Here is a 16,937-nt window from a genome sequence, read left to right as displayed (position 1 = left end):
GAATGCGCGGGGACGATAGCGGAGCTTCGACGACTCTCCAAAGCGATACGGCTGTGCGGAGTGGCCGTGTCGCTGTTCGGCAGTGCCCCCGGTAGCCGCTCAGTAGTCGAACGCGCGTGCCGTGTTGTCGCAGATCGCCGCCGCCAGGGCGTCTTCGCCGACGCCCTTCACCTCGGCCATCGCGCGGAGCGTGACCGGAATGAGGTAGGGCGCGTTGGGCCGTCCGCGGTACGGGGCGGGGGTGAGGAAGGGCGCGTCCGTCTCGACCAGCACCAGTTCCATCGGCGCGACGGCCAGTGCGTCGCGCAGCGGCTGGGCGTTCTTGAAGGTGACGTTGCCCGCGAAGGACATGAAGTAGCCGGCGTCCGCGCAGATCCGGGCCATGTCGGCGTCGCCCGAGTAGCAGTGGAAGACGGTCCGTTCCGGGGCGCCCGCGTCCGCGAGGATGCGCAGCACGTCCGCGTGTGCCTCGCGGTCGTGGATGACGAGGGCCTTGCCGTGGCGCTTGGCGATCTCGATGTGCGCGCGGAAGGACTCCTCCTGCGCGGCCATGCCCTCGGGGCCTGTACGGAAGTAGTCGAGGCCGGTCTCGCCGACGCCGCGTACGTGGTCGAGGGCGGCCAGTGCGTCGATCTCGGCGAGCGCCTCGTCGAGCGCGGCCTTCCCGCCCGGCTCCCGGACTCCTTGGCGCGCGGTGCCCTCCGGGTCGCCGTGCACGATGCGGGGCGCCTCGTTGGGGTGAAGTGCGACGGAGGCGTGCACGGCGGCGTGGGCGGCCGCCGTCTCGGCGGCCCAGCGCGAACCGGCGACGTCGCAGCCGACCTGGACCACGGTCGTCACGTTGACGGCGGAGGCCCTGGCCAGGGCCTCCTCGACGGTGCCGTCCTGCATGTCGAGGTGGGTGTGCGAATCGGCGACCGGCACCCGGAGGGGTTCGGGCAGCGGCGGGGCTTCCGTACGGCTCATGCCCACGATCGTACGAGGATCATGGGCACCGGCTCACTTGCGGTGGAAGGGGTGCAGCAGGTGGGAGAAGCTCCAGTGGTGTTCCGGCTCCGCCGGGACGGGCTCGGAGACGGGTTCGGGGGCCGACGCGATCCCCTCGGGAAATTCGTGGTGGAGCAACTGCTGAACGGTCGAGACCCGGCCGGACCGCATGATCCGGACGACGTGCCCGCCGCAGTTCGCGCAGGACGGCGTGGACAGCGGGGAGGGCACACGCTGCCCGTCCGCCTTGTAGACGACGAAGGCGTTGCCGGAACCGTCGACGTGGTGCTCTATCTCGTACGCCTGTTCCCAGCCGTATCCACACCGCATGCAGGCGAACGCGTACGCCTCATGCACGGTGGTTGCTGCGATCTCGCTCATGCCTGCTCCTCTTGTCCGTCGGACAAGCACTCCGGGGAATGCGTCGCACCATCCAGTGGACGCCTTTCCCGGCGGGAGCGCACCAGGTCGGGACGAGTGTTGGAGCGGTCTTGGCCGTCTCATGGCCAAGAGGCCCGGTACGCGGCTCGGGCTTTGCCTTTCAGGTTAGTCCTTGCCCTTGGCGGGGGCAGTTCGAGCCGCGTTCTTTGCCGCCACGACCGCATCGAACACCTCGCGCTTGGGAACGCCCGCCGCGGCGGCGACCGCGGCGATGGCCTCCTTGCGCCGCTCCCCCGCCTCCTCGCGCACCTGCACCCTGCGCACCAGCTCCTCGGCGTCCAGGCCCTCGTCGCCCGAGTCCGTCGCGCCCTCGACGACGACGGTGATCTCGCCGCGTACACCCTCCGCCGCCCAGACGGCGAGCTCGCCGAGCGGGCCGCGCTTCACTTCCTCGTACGTCTTGGTCAGCTCGCGGCACACGGCGGCCCGCCGGTCCGCGCCGAACACCTCGGCCATCGCCGCCAGGGTGTCGTCGAGCCGGTGCGGGGCCTCGAAGAAGACCATCGTGCGGCGTTCGCCCGCCACCTCGCGGAGCTTGCCGAGGCGTTCGCCCGCCTTGCGCGGCAGGAAGCCCTCGAAGCAGAAACGGTCCACGGGCAGGCCGGAGAGGGCGAGCGCGGTCAGCACGGCCGAGGGGCCCGGCACGGCGGTGACCTTGATGTCCTTCTCCACGGCCGCGGCGACGAGCCGGTAGCCCGGGTCGGAGACGGACGGCATCCCCGCGTCGGTCACGAGCAGGACGCGGGCGCCGCCGGTCAGTGCCTCGACGAGTTCGGGCGTACGCGCCGTTTCGTTGCCCTCGAAGTAGGAGACGACACGCCCCGTGGTGTGGATGCCCAGCGCCTGGGTGAGGCGGCGCAGCCGCCGGGTGTCCTCGGCGGCGACGATGTCGGCCGTCGCCAGCTCGGTGGCGAGTCGTGGCGGGGCGTCCGCCACATCGCCGATGGGGGTCCCTGCGAGTACCAGCGTTCCAGTCGATCCAGTCACATGAGCCATCCTCCCAGCACGGGCGGCACCCTTCGCACAGATGCGTTCCCTACGATGGCGCGGTGACGAGTACAGCGCCCGAAGCCCAGCAGGGCCAAGACGCCGGGGACACCTGCGGCGCACCGCCGCCTGCCTGGCAGCAGCGGCTGCGCCGCTTCGGCCATGTGCCCCGGCCGGAGACAGGGCTGCGTGAGCGGCTGGTACCGCCGTACACGCGTCCCGGACGCCGCTTCTGGGCGGTGCTCGGGGTGCCGCCCACCCTGGCCGGCCATCTGGTCCGCTGGGCCGCGTGGGGCGGGCCGCTGCTGGTGGCGCTGGTCGCCGGGGTGCTGCGGTTCTGGAATCTGGGCAAGCCGGACGCGGTGATATTCGACGAGACGTATTACGCGAAGGACGCCTGGGCGCTGGTCAACCAGGGGTACGAGGGGGCCTGGCCCAAGGACATCGACAAGTCGATCCTTGCCGATCCCTCGAAGGTGCCGATCCCGGTGGAGCCCGGTTACGTCGTGCATCCGCCGGTCGGCAAGTGGATCATCGGGGCGGGTGAGCAGCTCTTCGGCTTCACCCCGTTCGGCTGGCGGTTCATGGTGGCGGTGCTCGGCACGCTGTCCGTGCTGATGCTCTGCCGGATCGGCCGCAGGCTGTTCCGCTCCACGTTCCTGGGCTGCCTGGCGGGCACACTGCTCGCGGTGGACGGGCTGCACTTCGTGATGAGCCGCACCGCGCTGCTCGACCTGGTGCTGATGTTCTTCGTGCTCGCCGCCTTCGGGTGTCTGGTGACCGACCGGGACTGGGCGCGCCGGAGACTGGCGGCCGCGCTGCCGGCCGACGAGGACGGGGTGCTGCGCCCCGACGCCCGTATCGCGGAGACCCTGCGTCTGGGGTGGCGGCCGTGGCGGATCGCCGCGGGCCTGATGCTCGGACTGGCCTTCGCCACCAAGTGGAACGGTCTGTACATCCTGGCCGCGTTCGGTGTGATGGCGGTGCTGTGGGACGTGGGCGCACGGCGCACGGCGGGTGCGGTGCAGCCGTACTCGGCGGTGCTGCGCCGGGATCTGGTGCCCGCGTTCGTCTCGACGGTGCCGGTCGCGATCGGGACGTATCTCGTGTCGTGGACGGGCTGGATCGTCACGGACAAGGGGTACTACCGGAACTGGGCCGCGACGGAGGGCAGGGGCGGCTCCTTCACCTGGCTGCCGGACTGGCTGCGCAGCCTGTGGCATTACGAGTACCAGGTGTACGAGTTCCATGTCGGGCTGACCTCCGGGCACACGTACGAGTCCAATCCGTGGAGCTGGATCGTGCTCGGCCGGCCCGTCTCGTACTTCTACGAGGAGCAGGCGGGCTGTGCCGCGTCGGCGACCGGCAAGTGCGCGCGCGAGGTGCTGGCGATCGGCACGCCGCTGCTGTGGTGGGCGTCGTGCTTCGCGCTGCTGTACGTGCTGTGGCGGTGGTTCTTCCGGCGTGACTGGCGGGCGGGCGCGATCGCGTGCGGGGTGGCGGCGGGCTGGGTGCCGTGGTTCTTCTACCAGGAGCGGACGATCTTCCTGTTCTACGCGGTCGTGTTCGTGCCGTTCCTGTGTCTGGCGGTGACGATGATGATCGGCGCGATGATCGGACCCGCCGCGGGGGCACGGTCCGGTGCGGGCCCGGCCCTGCCCACAAGCGATCCGTCCGGTGACCGCCGGCGGGCGCTGGGGGCGGTGGCCGCGGGTGTGCTGGTGCTGCTGATCGTCTGGAACTTCGTCTACTTCTGGCCGCTGTACACGGGCACGTCCATCCCGGAGAACTCCTGGCGCGACCGGATGTGGCTGGATACATGGGTCTGATCCCGGTCCCATAACAGCCGCCCCATCCTCCCCGCCCTCCCGTAGAGTGCCGGGAAATTCCCCTTGAACGTGTTCAAGGGGAACTCCTGGGGAGGGGACTGCACGATGCGCAGTGGAGCAAAGGTCGCCGTCATCGGCGGCGCGTTCCTGCTGGTGGCCGGCGGCGTCGGCTACGGCGCGTACACCGTGGTCGGGGCGGGCGGCCCGGAGAGCGGGCTGGAGGCCACGGGCACCTCGTCGGAGGTACGGTCGGGGCCGCCCAGCGCGGCGGAGACAGCCGGGACCGCGAAGGCGTTCCTGAAGGCGTGGGCGGCCGGCGACGCGACGGCCGCGGCTCTGCTCACCAACAACGAGGCGGACGCGCAACCGCTGCTCGCCGGCTACACCACGGACGCCCATGTCACCGGGGCCGTGATCACGCCGGGCCCGGCGATCGGCGCGAAGGTGCCGTACACGGTGAAGGCGAAGATCTCGTACGAGGGCAGGACGAAGACCCTGTCGTACGCCTCCGAACTGACCGTGGTGCGCGGACTGACCAGCGGGAAGGCGCTCGTCGACTGGGAGCCCGCGGTGATCCACCCGCAGCTGACCGAGGGGGCCACGCTGCGGACGGGCCAGTCGTCGACGCCGCAGATCGAGGCCGTGGACCGCAACGACAAGGTCCTGGACCCGGAGACGTACCCGTCGCTGGCGCCGGTGCTGGCCACGCTGCGGGAGAAGTACGGGGCGAAGAGCGGCGGCACGGCGGGCGTCGAGACGTGGATCGAGCCCGCCGACGCGTTGGTGCCGAAGACGACGCTGCTGACCCTGACGAAGGGGAAGCCCGGCAGGCTCCGCACCACGATCGAGGCCGGCGCCCAGGCGGCGGCCGAGCGCGCGGTGAAGCAGTTCACCCAGGCGTCGGTGGTCGCGGTCCAGCCCTCGACGGGCGCGATCAGCGCGGTCGCCAACAACCCGGTGACCGACTTCAACGCGGCCATGCAGGGCAAGCAGGCACCCGGCTCCACCCTGAAGATCGTGACCGCGGCGATGCTGATCGAGAAGGGCGTCGCCTCGGCGGACCGCCCGATCGAATGCCCCAGGGAAGTGCTCTACGAGGGCAACACCTTCCACAATCTGGACTACTTCTCGCTCCCGGACACCGACACGTTCACGACGAGCTTCGCCCGCTCCTGCAACACGGCCTTCATCAAGCGGATCGACGAGGTGGACGACGACTCGGCGCTCGGCAAGGAGGCGCGGGACGTCTTCGGGATCGGGCTGGACTGGAAGACCGGCATCTTCTCGACCGACGGCAGCATTCCCGAGGAGGTCGGCGGCGAGGCGGCGGCGCAGTACATCGGTCAGGGCACGGTCCAGATGAACGCCCTCAACATCGCGTCCATCACGGCCACCGCCCGTACCGGCACCTTCCGCCAGCCGGTCATCGTGCCGCAGTCCCTGGACGGCCGGCAGCTCGCCGTCGCGTCCCGCTCGCTCCCCGGCCACGTCACCGATCAGCTGAACAGCATGATGCGGGCGACGGCGGCCTGGGGCACCGGCAAGGCCGCGATGGCCTCGGTCGGCGGCGACAAGGGCGCCAAGACGGGCTCGGCGGAGGTCGACGGACAGGGCATGTCCAACAGCTGGTTCACCGGATTCAGCAACGACCTGGCGGCGGCCGCGGTCGTCCAGTCCGGCGGCCACGGCGGAGACGCGGCGGGCCCGGTGGTGGCGGCGGTACTGCGGGCCGGTTCCTGACGGTACGCGGAGGGCGGTTTTCGGCCCTGCGGGCGGGAGTTACGGCATCGTCATGCCGATGCTCCCGCCCGCTTTTGCTCTATCCGGTGGGATTTATTCGGCTGTCGCGGCGTGATCTCGACTCCTAGAATAGGTATCGACCAGTGAATGGCGTGGTTGGCCTGGGGGGGCATATGTCTGGCGTACCGGATATCGACGACACGGAACTACGCATCCTGTGCATGCTGCACGAGGGTGTGAATGACGCAACCATCGCCCGCCGGCTCGGCGTGGGCCATCGCACCGTCCAGCGAAGGGTGCACGACCTCATGCGACGCTGGGAAGTCACCGGCCGGTTCGCCCTCGGAGCCCATGCACAGGAATCCGGTCTGCTGGGCGGGAACCGCCATGAGCCGGCACGCGATATCGCTCTCGACGGCACGGTCCAGGCGTAATTACGCCAGCCCTGGAATTCGTATGACCGAGCACCGGGGCAGGCGTTTCGAAAACCGCCGTCCCCAAAGCGGTGAGTGGCGACGATTGCCGTTCGGCAAAGCTTTTTCATGGGCGTACCTCCATGGGATCTCCAGATGCGTAAGACCCCGCGCTGGGTGCGATTGCCCGAAAGAAACCCCCGGGGACGCGGGTGGGCGGCCCGGCCGCCCACAGTCCGGAACCGTGTCGCATGCGCCGTACACCGACCGCTAGCGTGCGGGCATGAGCACTCCCGAGACCACTCCCGCCGCCACCCCTTCCGAGGCCCACCCCCGCTTCGCCGAGGCCCTGCGTGAACTCGGCCTGGAGGTCGAGGTCCGCCGCTTCCCCGAGGCGACCCGCACCGCGGCGGAGGCCGCCGCGGCGATCGGCTGCGAGCTCAGCGCGATCGTGAAGTCGCTGATCTTCGAGGCCGACGGCGTACCGGTCCTCGTCCTGATGGACGGTTCCTCGCGGGTGGACGTGGAACTGGTGCGCCGCGAACTGTGCGCGGCGAAGGTCACCCGCCCGAGGGCCGACCTGGTCAGGGAGACCACCGGGTACGCGATCGGGGGCGTACCGCCCTTCGGCCACCGCACGAAGACCCGGGTCCTGGCCGACCGCGCGCTGCTCGACCACGCCGTGGTGTGGGCCGCGGCGGGCACGCCGTACACCGTCTTCCCCCTCGATCCGAAGACACTGATCGGGCACGCGGGCGGCACCCTCGTGGACGTGCGCGAGCAGACGAAGTGACGCCGCTGGTCGCCCTCGCCGTCCTGACCGCGGCGATCACTCACGCCAGTTGGAACGCGATCGCCCATGCCATCAAGGACCAGCTCCTCTCCTTCACCCTGATCTCCGGGGGCGGCGTACTGATCGGCGCGGCGGCCGCGGGCTTCGTCCCGTTTCCGGCGGCGGCCGCCTGGCCGTATCTGATCGTCTCCGCCGTGCTGCACGTCGCGTACATGCTGCTGCTGATGCGTTCGTTCACGCTCGGCGACTTCGGCCAGATGTACCCGATCGCGCGCGGTACGGCCCCCCTGGTGGTGACGGTCCTCGCGGCCGTGTTCGTCGGCGAGGTCCCGGACGGCTGGGCAACGGCGGGCGTCGTGGTCGCCTCCGCCGGACTGGTCGGGCTCGCCCTGTGGGGCATCCGGGGTTCGGGGAGCCGCCCGCACTGGGCCGCCCTGACCGCCGCCGTCGCGACGGGCCTGGCGATCGCCGGGTACACGGTCGTCGACGGCGTCGGGGTACGCGCCTCCGGCACCCCGCTCGGCTACATCGCCTGGCTGATGGTCCTGGAGGGCCTGACCATTCCGGCGTACGCGCTGTACCGGCGCCGGGCGCGACTCCTGGTCGAGCTCAGGCCGTTCGCGGTGCGGGGGCTGATCGGCGCGGCGCTGTCGGTGACGGCGTACGGCCTGGTCCTGTGGGCCCAGACCAGGGCCCCGCTCGCCCCCATCGCGGCCCTGCGCGAATCGTCGATCATCGTGGGGGCCGCGATCGGCACCCTGTTCTTCAAGGAACGCTTCGGCGCCCCGCGGATCGCGGCGGCCGGCCTGATGGTGGTCGGCATCGGCCTGATGCTGCACACGAGTTGACCCCCGGGACGCAGTCAGGACCACGTCCGGGATCGCGTCCCGCTCAGGCGCCCGCGGTTACCGCTCCTGCCGCGCCGGGTGCTCCGAGGACACCTGCCGGAAAGCCGTGTTCACGGCCAGCAGGCCGCCGTCCACGCGCAGCGTCGTGCCGGTGATCCAGGACGCGTCACGCGAGGCGAGGAAGGCGACCGCCGAGGCGATGTCGTCCGGCTCGCCCACCCGTCCCAGGGGGTACAGCTCGCTCAGCGCGTCGAGTTGGGCCTCCCGGCCCGCCCAGGCGTCCGTGCGGACCGTGCCGGGAGAGACCAGGTTGACGCGGACGCCACGCGGGGCCGCGTGGCCCGCCAGCGTACGGGTCAGACCGGCCAGGCCCGCCTTCGCGGCGCTGTAGGCGTGGCCGCCGAAGTCCTGTTCGCCGTTGACGGAGCCGATGCTGACGATCGCGCCCCGGCCGGAGGCCACCAGGTGGGGCAGTGCCGCCCGGGAGCAGCGGAAGGGGCCGGACAGGCTGATGTCCAGGTCGCGTTGCCAGACCTCGTCGGTCTCGTCCTCGAAGAGCGGGGCGTCCGCACTGGCCGAGCAGGCGTTGTTGACCAGGACGTCCAGGCGGCCGAAAGCGGCGGCCGCGTGGGCGACGGCCGCCTCGACGGCCGCGCGGTCGCCCACGTCGCAGGGCAGGGAATCGGCGGTGCCGCCGGCCTCCCGGATCTCCCTCGCGGTGTGCGCGGCGCGGGCGGCGTCCAGGTCGGTGACCAGGACGGCGGCGCCCTCCGATGCCAGGCGGCGGGCCGTTGCCGCGCCGATGCCCTGGCCCGCTCCTGTGATGAGTACGGCGTATCCATCGAACCGTGCGACGGCCGGGGAAGGAGGAGTCATAGAGCCGACCGTACTGCTCTGACCAGTGCCTGGGCACGGGGGTCGGCGGTCACTCCCTTCTGCAGACCGTTCGTCACATAGCCGAGGGCGATGCCCGATTCGGGGTCCGCGAAGCCCAGGGAACCACCGCGTCCGGGGTGGCCGAAGGAGCCGGGGGCCAGGAGCGGGGCGGCCGGGCCGTGCAGCATGAAGCCGAGGCCGAAGCGGGTGCTGACGACCAGGACCCGGTCCGGGCCCGCCGACTCCTCCGTGCGGGCCAGGGTGAGTGTGGCCGGCGCGAACAGGCGGTGGCCGTCGACCTCGCCGATCATCGCGGCGTAACAGCGGGCCAGTCCGCGGGCGGTGGCGATGCCGTTGGACGCGGGGAGTTCGGCGGCGCGGTAGACGGCGTCGTTCTCGTCCGGCAGCGGGTCGATCGCACCGAACGCGCGGCGGGTGAGGGAGTCCGGGTCGCGGTACGCCTCGACGACGGACCGCTTGGGGCGCAGGCGCAACGCGCCGCCGTTCCCCTCGGCGACCGGGGCTTCGACGGGACCGATCCGGCCGATCCGGTGGGCCTCGTCGGCCGGGAGGCCGAACCAGAAGTCCAGGCCGAGGGGGCGGGCGATCTCCTCGGCGATCCAGCGCCCGACGGTACGCCCGGTGACCCGGCGCACCAGTTCGCCGACGAGCCAGCTGTACGTCTGGGCGTGGTAGCCGTGCTCGGTGCCGGGCTCCCACTGGGGGCGCTGGGCGGCCACCGCCCGCGGCCCCGAGGTGCCGTCGGCCGCCTCGGCCGGGGTCAGGGGCCGGTCGAGCGCGGGGACCCCGGCCCGGTGGGCGAGGAGGTGGCGTACGAGGACGCGCTCCTTGCCGTTGGCCTTGAACTCCGGCCAGTACGTGCCGACCGGGGCGTCCAGGTCGAGCTGGCCGCGCTGGTGCAGCAGCAGCGGTACGGCGGCGGCGATGCCCTTGCCCGCCGAGCGGACGACCTGCACGGTGTCGACGGCCCACGGTTCGGCCCCGTCGACATCTCTCGTACCGGCCCACAGATCGACGACCTTGCGGCCGTGCCGGTAGACGGTGACCGCCGCCCCGCGCTCGCCCCGCTGCTCGAAGTTGCGGACGAAAGCGTCCCTTACCGGTTCGAACCCGGGCGACACCGTGCCCCGTACATCCACGCCTGCTCCCGCACTCCCGCTCATCCCCCCATGGTGCATCGCGCCGCAGGTGACCGATGTGCCGGGGCCGTGAACAAGCCGGTCGCTCAGTGCTCCCCCGGGTGCTCCAGGCGGGCCGTCAGCCGGTGCAGTTCGGTGCGGAGCTCGGCCACTTCGGCGGAAGCCATTCCGGCGGCGTCGAGCAGTCCGCCGGGCACGCAGGCCGCCCGCTCGCGCAGCGCCGCGCCGTCGCCGGTGGGCTCGACGAGCACGGAGCGTTCGTCGGCGGCCGAGCGCACGCGGCGTACGAGACCGGCGCCTTCGAGCCGTTTCAGGAGGGGCGAGAGGGTGCCGTAGTCGAGGTGGAGGGAGCGGGCCAGTTCCTTGACGGGGAGTTCACCGCGCTCCCACAGGACGAGCATCACGAGGTACTGCGGGTAGGTGAGGCCGAGCTCGTCGAGCAGCGGCCGGTAGGCGGCGGTGACGGCCCGTTGGGCCGCGTACAGCGCGAAGCAGAGCTGGTCGTCGAGGAGGAGCGAGGGCGCCGGCGGGTGCGGGCCGCGCGCGGCGGTGTCGGGAGCGTCCTGGGTCACGCGCCCATTGTCACGGAGCGCGGGTCGAAACCGAACGGCAACTCCAGGCGGTGCGTCCGCATCAATTCCGCGTCGCCGAGCAGATCCTGCGTACGGTCGTCGGCGGCGATCACGCCGTCGCTGAGGATGACGGCGCGCGGGCAGAGCTCCAGGGCGTACGGCAGGTCGTGGGTGACCATCAGCACGGTGACGTCCAAGGAGCGCAGGATGTCGGCGAGTTCGCGGCGGGACGCCGGGTCCAGATTGGAGGAGGGCTCGTCCAGGACGAGGATCTCCGGCTCCATGGCCAGGACGGTGGCGACGGCCACGCGGCGGCGCTGCCCGAAGGACAGGTGGTGCGGGGGCCTGTTCGCGTACTCCTCCATACCGACCTGCTTCAGGGCGGTGCGCACGCGCTCCTCCAGCTCGGGGCCGCGCAGTCCGGAGGCGGCGGGCCCGAAGGCGACGTCCTCGCGGACGGTCGGCATGAACAGCTGGTCGTCGGGGTCCTGGAAGACGATGCCGACGCGGCGGCGGATCTCCGCGAGGTTGCGCTTCTCGACGGGGAGCCCGGCGACCCGGACGGTCCCCGCGCCCGCGTCGAGAATGCCGTTCAGGTGGAGTACGAGGGTGGTCTTGCCGGCGCCGTTGGGGCCGAGCAGCGCGACACGCTCGCCGCGTTCCACGGTCAGGTCGACGCCGAAGAGCGCCTGGTGTCCGTCGGGGTAGGCGTAGGCGAGACCGCTGACGTGAAGAGAGGCGGGGGGCAGGGTCATACGGTCCATCCCAGCAGACAGATAGCGAGGGCGAGCAGGGGGAGTGCGCCGGCGTACGCCCACTGGGTGCGGGAGGCCGTCACCTCGTCGATGACCGGCATGGTGCCGGTGTAGCCGCGGCTGACCATCGCGAGATGGACGCGTTCGCCGCGCTCGTACGACCTGATGAACAGGGCGCCCGCCGACTTGGCCAGGACACCCCATTGGCGTACGCCACGGGCCTCGAAGCCCCGGGAGCGGCGGGCGATCGACATCCGGCGCATCTCGCCGGTGATCACGTCGCCGTACCGGATCATGAAGGAGGCGATCTGGACGAGCAGCGGAGGCAGTCTGAGCCGCTGGAGGCCGAGCAGCAGGGACCGCAGCTCGGTGGTGGAGGCCAGGATCACGGAGGCGGCGACGCCGAGGGTGCCCTTGGCCAGGACGTTCCAGGCGCCCCAGAGGCCGGGGACGCTGACGGAGACACCGAGGATCTCGGTCTGATCGCCGGGGACCACGAACGGCATGAGCAGGGCGAAGGCCACGAACGGCACCTCGATGACCAGCCGTTTCAGCAGGAATCCGGCCGGGATACGGGCCACCGCGGCGACGGTGGCGAGCAGCGCCGCGTAGAGCGCGAAGGCCCAGACCGCCTCGCGGGGTGTGGAGACCACGACGAGCACGAACCCGAAGACGGCGGCGAGCTTGCAGTGCGGCGGCAGCTCGTGGACCGGGGAGTGGGCGTGCCGGTAGAGCTTGTGAGCGTGGCCCGCGCCCATGTCAGACGGTCTCCGTGACCCGGGCGTCTACCGGCTCGTCCTGACGGCGGCGGCGGACCACCCAGAAGACCCCGCTGCCGACGGCCACCGTGGCGCCGACACCGATCACTCCGGCGAGGCCGCCCGAGAGGCGGGCGTCGGTGACGTCCTTGACGCCGTAGTCGGCGAGCGGGGAGTCCGCGGCGGCGTGCTCCTCGGCCTTGGCGTCGATGCCCTTGTCCGCGGCGACCTTCTCCAGGCCGTCGGGGCTCGCGGAGGCGTAGAAGGAGACGAACCCGGCGAGGACGAGCGCGGTGACCAGGCCGGTGGCCCAGACCGTGCGGGTGGAGCGGGCGGCGACCGGGGCCGGGGCGGTGGCCGGGGCGTCGACCAGTTCACCGCCGACGCGGAGCTTGAGCGGGGCGGCGAGGCTCCGGGCGCCGTGCACCAGGTCCGGGCGCACGGCGATCACGGCGCCGACGGTCAGCGCGGTGATGACGGCCTCACCGATACCGATCAGCACGTGCACGCCGACCATCGCGGTGAGGACCTTGCCGATGGGGATGTCCGTGGTGCCGCCGACGGCGTAGATCAGGGTGAAGGCGCAGGCCGCGGCCGGTACGGAGACCAGCGCGGCGACGAACGCCGCGACGGTCGCGGAGCGGCGGGTGCGCGGGAGCATCCCGGTCAGGCCGCGGAAGAGGACGTACGCGACCACGGTCGTGACCACGCCCATGACCGTGATGTTCACGCCGAGAGCGGTGAGACCGCCGTCGGCGAAGAGGATGCCCTGCATCAGCAGGACGACGGAGATGCAGAGCACTCCGGTGTACGGGCCGACCAGGATCGCGGCCAGCGCACCACCCAGGAGGTGGCCGCTGGTGCCGGCGGCGACCGGGAAGTTGAGCATCTGCACGGCGAAGATGAAGGCCGCGACGAGCCCGGCCAGCGGGGCGGTGCGCTCATCGAGTTCTCGTCGGGCGCCACGGAGGCTGACGGCGACCGCGCCCGCGGCGACGACTCCCGCTACTGCCGAGACGGGTGCATTGATGAATCCGTCGGGTACATGCATGGGAGGCTCCGCTTTCCTGCGTTCCCGGGGGCGGGGTCAGAACCCACCAATGATAGAGCCTTGTTGCGCATCGCTTGCAAGAGCGGGTCCGTCACAACTGCGCAGCCCCTCTCCGGAGTGCCCCTGGCATGAAATATGGGACATTAGAGTGCAAAGTTCTACAAACAGGAGGAGCCGGCCGATGTCCCCCGTGATCGAAGAACACGCAAGAGCCCGGCTCATCACCGACGGTCCCCTCACCCGGCCCGTCCCCGTCGACCTGCGGTACGACACCGCCGAAGAGTCACCGACCGTCCACGTGACCTTCGCCAGCGGAACGGACTGGGCCGTCGGCCGCGACCTCCTGGAGAGCGGACTCCGCTTCCCCATCGAACGCGGCAACGTGCGGGTCTGGCCCTGCGGGCGCGCCCAGCTCATCGTGGAACTGCGCTCGGCCGACGGTGTCGAGGTGTTCCAGATCGACAACGCGCCCCTGATCCGCTTCCTGCACCGGACGTACGAGGCGACCTCGGCCCCCGCGGCGGCGACGGGCACCCCCCAGCCCTGACGCCCGCGCATACAATCGCCCACGCATGACGGAAGCCCCCGTGCCGCTCGCACGGGGGCTTCCTGTCGCTCCGGTCCCCCGTCCCCACAGGTAACCGGTGCCGCCGGGGGCCGCGCTCCGCTCACACGCGGTCCCCGGAGCTCTGTCCGACCGGGGTCAGACCCGGGTCAGCTCACGCTCGTCGCCCGCGTCCCCGCCGGAGGCGGCGGGAGCGCCGGTGAGCTCCTTGCGCAGCCCCTCGCCCTCGACGTCCACATTGGGCAGGGCACGGTCCAGCCAGCGCGGCAGCCACCAGGCGCGCTTGCCGAGCAGGGCGAGTACGGCGGGCACGATCGCCATCCGCACCACGAACGCGTCGAAGAAGACGGCGATGGCGAGCGAGAAGCCGATCATCTTGATCATCGACTCGCTGGAGCTGATGAAGCCGGAGAAGACCGCCATCATGATCACTGCGGCCGCCGTGACCACGCGGGCCCCGTGCTTGAAGCCGGTCACGATCGCCTGGCCGGGCGACTCCCCGTGGACGTACGCCTCACGCATCCGCGTGACGAGGAAGACCTCGTAGTCCATGGCGAGACCGAAGACCACACCGACCATGAAGATCGGCATCATGCTCATGATCGGGCCGGTCTGTTCGACACCGAAGAGCGAGCCGAGCCAGCCCCACTGGAAGACCGCGACGACCGCGCCCAGGGCCGCGACGACCGAGAGCAGGAAGCCAAGGGCCGCCTTCAGGGGAACCAGGATCGAGCGGAAGACGAGCATCAGCAGCAGGAAGGCCAGGCCGACGACGAGTGCCAGGTAGGGCAGCAGCGCGTCGTTCATCTTCTGCGAGAAGTCGATGTTCATCGCGGTGGCGCCGGTGACCAGCACCTCGGCTCCGGTGTCCCGCTTGATGTCACCACCCGCGTCGCGGATGGAGTGGACGAGCTCCTCGGTCTGCGCGGAGCTGGGCCGGTCCTGCGGGATGACGGTGATCGTCGCCGTGTCGCCGGCCTTGTTGAAGGTGGCCGGGGTGACGGCCACGACGTGCGGGATGCCCTTGATCTCTTCCGAGACCCGGTTGACCGCGGTCTTGCCGTCGGAGCTGTCGTCGGTGTCGACGACGACGAGCAGCGGTCCGTTGAACCCGGGACCGAAGCCGTCCGAAAGCAGGTCGTACGCCTGGCGCTGCGTGGTGCTCTTGGGCTGCGAACCCTCGTCGGGCAGGCCCATCTCCAGCGAGGCGGCCGGTACGGCGACGATGCCGAGGCCGAGCACACCCACCAGCAGCACCCACACCGGCTTGCGCAGCACGAACCGCGCCCATCGGGTGCCCATGTTCGGCTTGGGCTCGGCCTTGTCCTCGGACGCGGCCAGGGCGTCGGCGGCCTTGCGCGCCTTGCGTCCCATGACCCGCTTGCCCGCGAAGCCCAGCAGCGCCGGGACGAGGGTGAGGGCGATGAGGACGGCGATCGCGACCGTACCGGCGGCGGCGAAGCCCATCTTCGACAGCATCGGGATGTTGACGACGGCCAGACCGGCCAGGGCGATGACGACGGTGAGGCCCGCGAAGACGACCGCGGAACCGGCGGTGCCGACCGCGCGTCCCGCGGCTTCCTCGCGTTCCCTGCCCTCGGACAGTTCGGCGCGGTAGCGGGAGACGATGAAGAGCGCGTAGTCGATACCGACCGCGAGGCCGATCATCATCGCGAGGGTGGAGGTGGTCGAGCCCAGGTCCAGCACGTTCGCCAGGGCCGTGATCAGCGAGACACCGACACCGACGCCGATGAGCGCGGTGATCAGGGGCAGCCCGGCGGCGATCAGCGAGCCGAAGGTGATGACCAGCACCACCGCGGCGATGGCGACACCGACGATCTCGCCGGCTCCGGTCTCCGGCATCACCTGGAGCGCGTCACCGCCGATCTCCACGGTCATTCCGCTCTTCTCGGCGGAGGTACCGGCCTCTTCCAGGGCCTCCCGGGTCCCGTCGGTCAGCTCCATGGAGTTGACCTTGTACGAGACGGAGATGTAGGCCGTGGAGCCGTCCTTGCTGACGGCGTTCGCCGCGTACGGGTCGGCGACCGAGGCGACCTGGTCCGAGCCGGACTTCAGCTCACCCACGATGTCCGTGACCTCGGCCTTGTTGGCCGCGTCGGTCACCTTCTCGCCCTCGGGGGCCTTGAAGACGACCCGGGCGGTGGCGCCGTCGGCGCTGCCTCCGGGGAAGCGCTGCTCCAGCAGGTCGAAGGCCTTCTGGGCCTCCGTACCCGGAATCGAGAAGGAACTCGAAGTGGCGGGCGAGGCGGAGGCCGCGCCGAATCCGGCGAGCGCCAGCAGTGCCACCCAGACAAGGGCGACATAGCGGCGGCGCCGGAAGGCGAGCCGTCCGAGCTTGTAAAGGAAAGTGGCCACGGGGGCGTACTCCCGGTCAGGTCGTGGAGTGGAAATGGGCGTGAGGAACCAGCCCGACGACGAGAGCGGCGTGTCAGGTGGGGCTGCGGGGAGAGGGCCGTACGAAACGAACGGGGACGTCAGACGCCGAGGGCGGGGAGGACCACGGCATCGAAGTAGTCACGGATATACGCCTGGTCGACGGCGCGGTCGTCGACCAGCTGCCGAGCGGCGAACGCGCCGATCAGCATGTGCGGTACATATTTCAGCGCCGGATTGTCCGCGCGCAGTTCGCCCCGGTCCACAGCCCGCTTGAGCAGCGTTTCGAGACCGGTCATCTCCGGCTCGATCAGCAGCTCGCGCAGCGCCTGGTGCAGATCGGGATTGTCATGGACGGCATGGCCGAGACCCCGCATCAGCGCGGAGTCCTTCTCCATCTGACAGTCGTCGGTACGACTGAGTGCGGCGTGGAAGTCCCCACGCAGCGAGCCGGTGTCGATCTCGGCGAGACTCACCGGCTTGTTGTGCCGCAGGGCGGTGACGACCAGCTTGGGCTTGCTCCCCCACTGGCGGTAGAGGGTGGCCTTGCTGGAATGCGTGCGCTGGGCGACGGCGTCCATGGTCAGGGCGTCGTAGCCGACTTCGCGGAGCAGGTCGAGGACGGCGGCGTACAGCTCGCTCTCACGCTCGGGCGTGAGCCTGGTGCGCGCCATGTGTCGACCTCCCATCCCTACGTCCGTCGATCGTCCGGCGATCCTCAGTGGATCACCAGTCCATCGAACGAAACCGTTTCGTACACCTGAACCG

Annotated in this window: 17 protein-coding genes; 6 read left to right on the top strand and 11 right to left on the bottom strand. The window is 70.9% G+C overall.

The window, feature by feature from the left end:
- Window positions 1–99: 99 nt before the first annotated feature.
- The 3 genes from AC07FA_RS25870 to rsmI form a co-directional block, all read right to left on the bottom strand.
- Complete coding sequence (locus AC07FA_RS25870) at window positions 100–966, bottom strand: TatD family hydrolase (protein WP_479078597.1); 867 nt, start codon at window positions 964–966, stop codon at window positions 100–102.
- A 33-nt stretch (window positions 967–999) separates the two neighbouring features.
- Window positions 1,000–1,368 carry a hypothetical protein gene (locus tag AC07FA_RS25865; protein WP_479078596.1) on the bottom strand — a complete coding sequence of 123 codons (369 nt, stop codon included), beginning with the start codon at window positions 1,366–1,368 and terminating at the stop codon, window positions 1,000–1,002.
- Window positions 1,369–1,533: 165 nt separating this feature from the next.
- Complete coding sequence (rsmI, locus tag AC07FA_RS25860; protein WP_479078594.1) at window positions 1,534–2,424, bottom strand: 16S rRNA (cytidine(1402)-2'-O)-methyltransferase; 891 nt, start codon at window positions 2,422–2,424, stop codon at window positions 1,534–1,536.
- A 53-nt stretch (window positions 2,425–2,477) separates the two neighbouring features.
- On the opposite strand from rsmI, the gene AC07FA_RS25855 reads away from it, so the two are divergent.
- From AC07FA_RS25855 to AC07FA_RS25835, 5 genes are all read left to right on the top strand, one after another.
- Complete coding sequence (locus tag AC07FA_RS25855) at window positions 2,478–4,244, top strand: dolichyl-phosphate-mannose--protein mannosyltransferase (RefSeq protein WP_479078592.1); 1,767 nt, start codon at window positions 2,478–2,480, stop codon at window positions 4,242–4,244.
- 105 nt (window positions 4,245–4,349) lie between these two features.
- On the top strand, window positions 4,350–5,984 hold the full coding sequence (locus AC07FA_RS25850; protein WP_479078591.1) for a penicillin-binding transpeptidase domain-containing protein: 1,635 nt from the start codon (window positions 4,350–4,352) through the stop codon (window positions 5,982–5,984).
- Between the two features lie 173 nt (window positions 5,985–6,157).
- On the top strand, window positions 6,158–6,418 hold the full coding sequence (locus AC07FA_RS25845) for a DNA-binding response regulator (RefSeq protein ID WP_479078589.1): 261 nt from the start codon (window positions 6,158–6,160) through the stop codon (window positions 6,416–6,418).
- Between the two features lie 262 nt (window positions 6,419–6,680).
- Window positions 6,681–7,190, top strand: coding sequence for a YbaK/EbsC family protein (locus tag AC07FA_RS25840; RefSeq protein ID WP_479078587.1), 510 nt, complete (start codon window positions 6,681–6,683; stop codon window positions 7,188–7,190).
- The gene (locus AC07FA_RS25835) at window positions 7,187–8,038 is read left to right on the top strand and encodes an EamA family transporter (protein WP_479078585.1); all 852 of its coding nucleotides are present in this window, start codon (window positions 7,187–7,189) and stop codon (window positions 8,036–8,038) included. The genes AC07FA_RS25840 and AC07FA_RS25835 overlap by 4 nt, the downstream gene beginning before the upstream one ends.
- A 57-nt stretch (window positions 8,039–8,095) precedes the next feature.
- Here the strand turns inward: AC07FA_RS25835 and AC07FA_RS25830 are convergent, their stop codons facing one another.
- The 6 genes from AC07FA_RS25830 to AC07FA_RS25805 all read right to left on the bottom strand — a co-directional run bounded on the left by AC07FA_RS25830 (window position 8,096) and on the right by AC07FA_RS25805 (window position 13,210).
- Window positions 8,096–8,914, bottom strand: a complete 819-nt coding sequence (locus AC07FA_RS25830) for an SDR family NAD(P)-dependent oxidoreductase (RefSeq protein ID WP_479078583.1) — start codon at window positions 8,912–8,914, stop codon at window positions 8,096–8,098.
- Window positions 8,911–10,074 (bottom strand): serine hydrolase domain-containing protein, encoded by a 1,164-nt coding sequence (locus AC07FA_RS25825; RefSeq protein WP_479078801.1) that lies wholly within the window; start codon window positions 10,072–10,074, stop codon window positions 8,911–8,913. The genes AC07FA_RS25830 and AC07FA_RS25825 overlap by 4 nt, the downstream gene beginning before the upstream one ends.
- Window positions 10,075–10,160: 86 nt before the next feature.
- Window positions 10,161–10,646, bottom strand: coding sequence for a MarR family winged helix-turn-helix transcriptional regulator (locus tag AC07FA_RS25820; RefSeq protein WP_479078582.1), 486 nt, complete (start codon window positions 10,644–10,646; stop codon window positions 10,161–10,163).
- Window positions 10,643–11,401: an energy-coupling factor ABC transporter ATP-binding protein gene (locus AC07FA_RS25815; RefSeq protein WP_479078581.1), complete on the bottom strand. Its 759-nt coding sequence runs from the start codon at window positions 11,399–11,401 to the stop codon at window positions 10,643–10,645. The genes AC07FA_RS25820 and AC07FA_RS25815 overlap by 4 nt, the downstream gene beginning before the upstream one ends.
- On the bottom strand, window positions 11,398–12,159 hold the full coding sequence (gene cbiQ, locus AC07FA_RS25810) for a cobalt ECF transporter T component CbiQ (protein WP_479078580.1): 762 nt from the start codon (window positions 12,157–12,159) through the stop codon (window positions 11,398–11,400). The genes AC07FA_RS25815 and cbiQ overlap by 4 nt, the downstream gene beginning before the upstream one ends.
- Window position 12,160: 1 nt before the next feature.
- On the bottom strand, window positions 12,161–13,210 hold the full coding sequence (locus AC07FA_RS25805) for an energy-coupling factor ABC transporter permease (RefSeq protein WP_479078578.1): 1,050 nt from the start codon (window positions 13,208–13,210) through the stop codon (window positions 12,161–12,163).
- Window positions 13,211–13,391: 181 nt separating this feature from the next.
- On the opposite strand from AC07FA_RS25805, the gene AC07FA_RS25800 reads away from it, so the two are divergent.
- Window positions 13,392–13,757: an SsgA family sporulation/cell division regulator gene (locus AC07FA_RS25800; protein WP_479078576.1), complete on the top strand. Its 366-nt coding sequence runs from the start codon at window positions 13,392–13,394 to the stop codon at window positions 13,755–13,757.
- A gap of 156 nt (window positions 13,758–13,913) precedes the next feature.
- Here the strand turns inward: AC07FA_RS25800 and AC07FA_RS25795 are convergent, their stop codons facing one another.
- On the bottom strand, window positions 13,914–16,151 hold the full coding sequence (locus AC07FA_RS25795) for an MMPL family transporter (RefSeq protein WP_479078575.1): 2,238 nt from the start codon (window positions 16,149–16,151) through the stop codon (window positions 13,914–13,916).
- Between the two features lie 119 nt (window positions 16,152–16,270).
- Window positions 16,271–16,843: a TetR/AcrR family transcriptional regulator gene (locus AC07FA_RS25790; protein ID WP_479078573.1), complete on the bottom strand. Its 573-nt coding sequence runs from the start codon at window positions 16,841–16,843 to the stop codon at window positions 16,271–16,273.
- Window positions 16,844–16,937 lie beyond the last annotated feature (94 nt).

Source organism: Streptomyces sp. NPDC045968 (assembly GCF_056430475.1).
The sequence above is the reverse complement of the archived record's forward strand: the minus strand, read 5'-3'. Positions and strand labels throughout refer to the sequence as shown.

Coding starts and splice junctions, on each gene's coding strand:
- AC07FA_RS25850 (WP_479078591.1), top strand. CDS start 4,350: ATGCGCAGTGGAGCAAAGGTCGCCGTCATCGGCGGCGCGTTCCTGCTG.
- AC07FA_RS25790 (WP_479078573.1), bottom strand. CDS start 16,843: ATGGCGCGCACCAGGCTCACGCCCGAGCGTGAGAGCGAGCTGTACGCC.
- rsmI (WP_479078594.1), bottom strand. CDS start 2,424: ATGGCTCATGTGACTGGATCGACTGGAACGCTGGTACTCGCAGGGACC.
- AC07FA_RS25815 (WP_479078581.1), bottom strand. CDS start 11,401: ATGACCCTGCCCCCCGCCTCTCTTCACGTCAGCGGTCTCGCCTACGCC.
- cbiQ (WP_479078580.1), bottom strand. CDS start 12,159: ATGGGCGCGGGCCACGCTCACAAGCTCTACCGGCACGCCCACTCCCCG.
- AC07FA_RS25865 (WP_479078596.1), bottom strand. CDS start 1,368: ATGAGCGAGATCGCAGCAACCACCGTGCATGAGGCGTACGCGTTCGCC.
- AC07FA_RS25845 (WP_479078589.1), top strand. CDS start 6,158: ATGTCTGGCGTACCGGATATCGACGACACGGAACTACGCATCCTGTGC.
- AC07FA_RS25805 (WP_479078578.1), bottom strand. CDS start 13,210: ATGCATGTACCCGACGGATTCATCAATGCACCCGTCTCGGCAGTAGCG.
- AC07FA_RS25840 (WP_479078587.1), top strand. CDS start 6,681: ATGAGCACTCCCGAGACCACTCCCGCCGCCACCCCTTCCGAGGCCCAC.
- AC07FA_RS25830 (WP_479078583.1), bottom strand. CDS start 8,914: ATGACTCCTCCTTCCCCGGCCGTCGCACGGTTCGATGGATACGCCGTA.
- AC07FA_RS25800 (WP_479078576.1), top strand. CDS start 13,392: ATGTCCCCCGTGATCGAAGAACACGCAAGAGCCCGGCTCATCACCGAC.
- AC07FA_RS25870 (WP_479078597.1), bottom strand. CDS start 966: ATGAGCCGTACGGAAGCCCCGCCGCTGCCCGAACCCCTCCGGGTGCCG.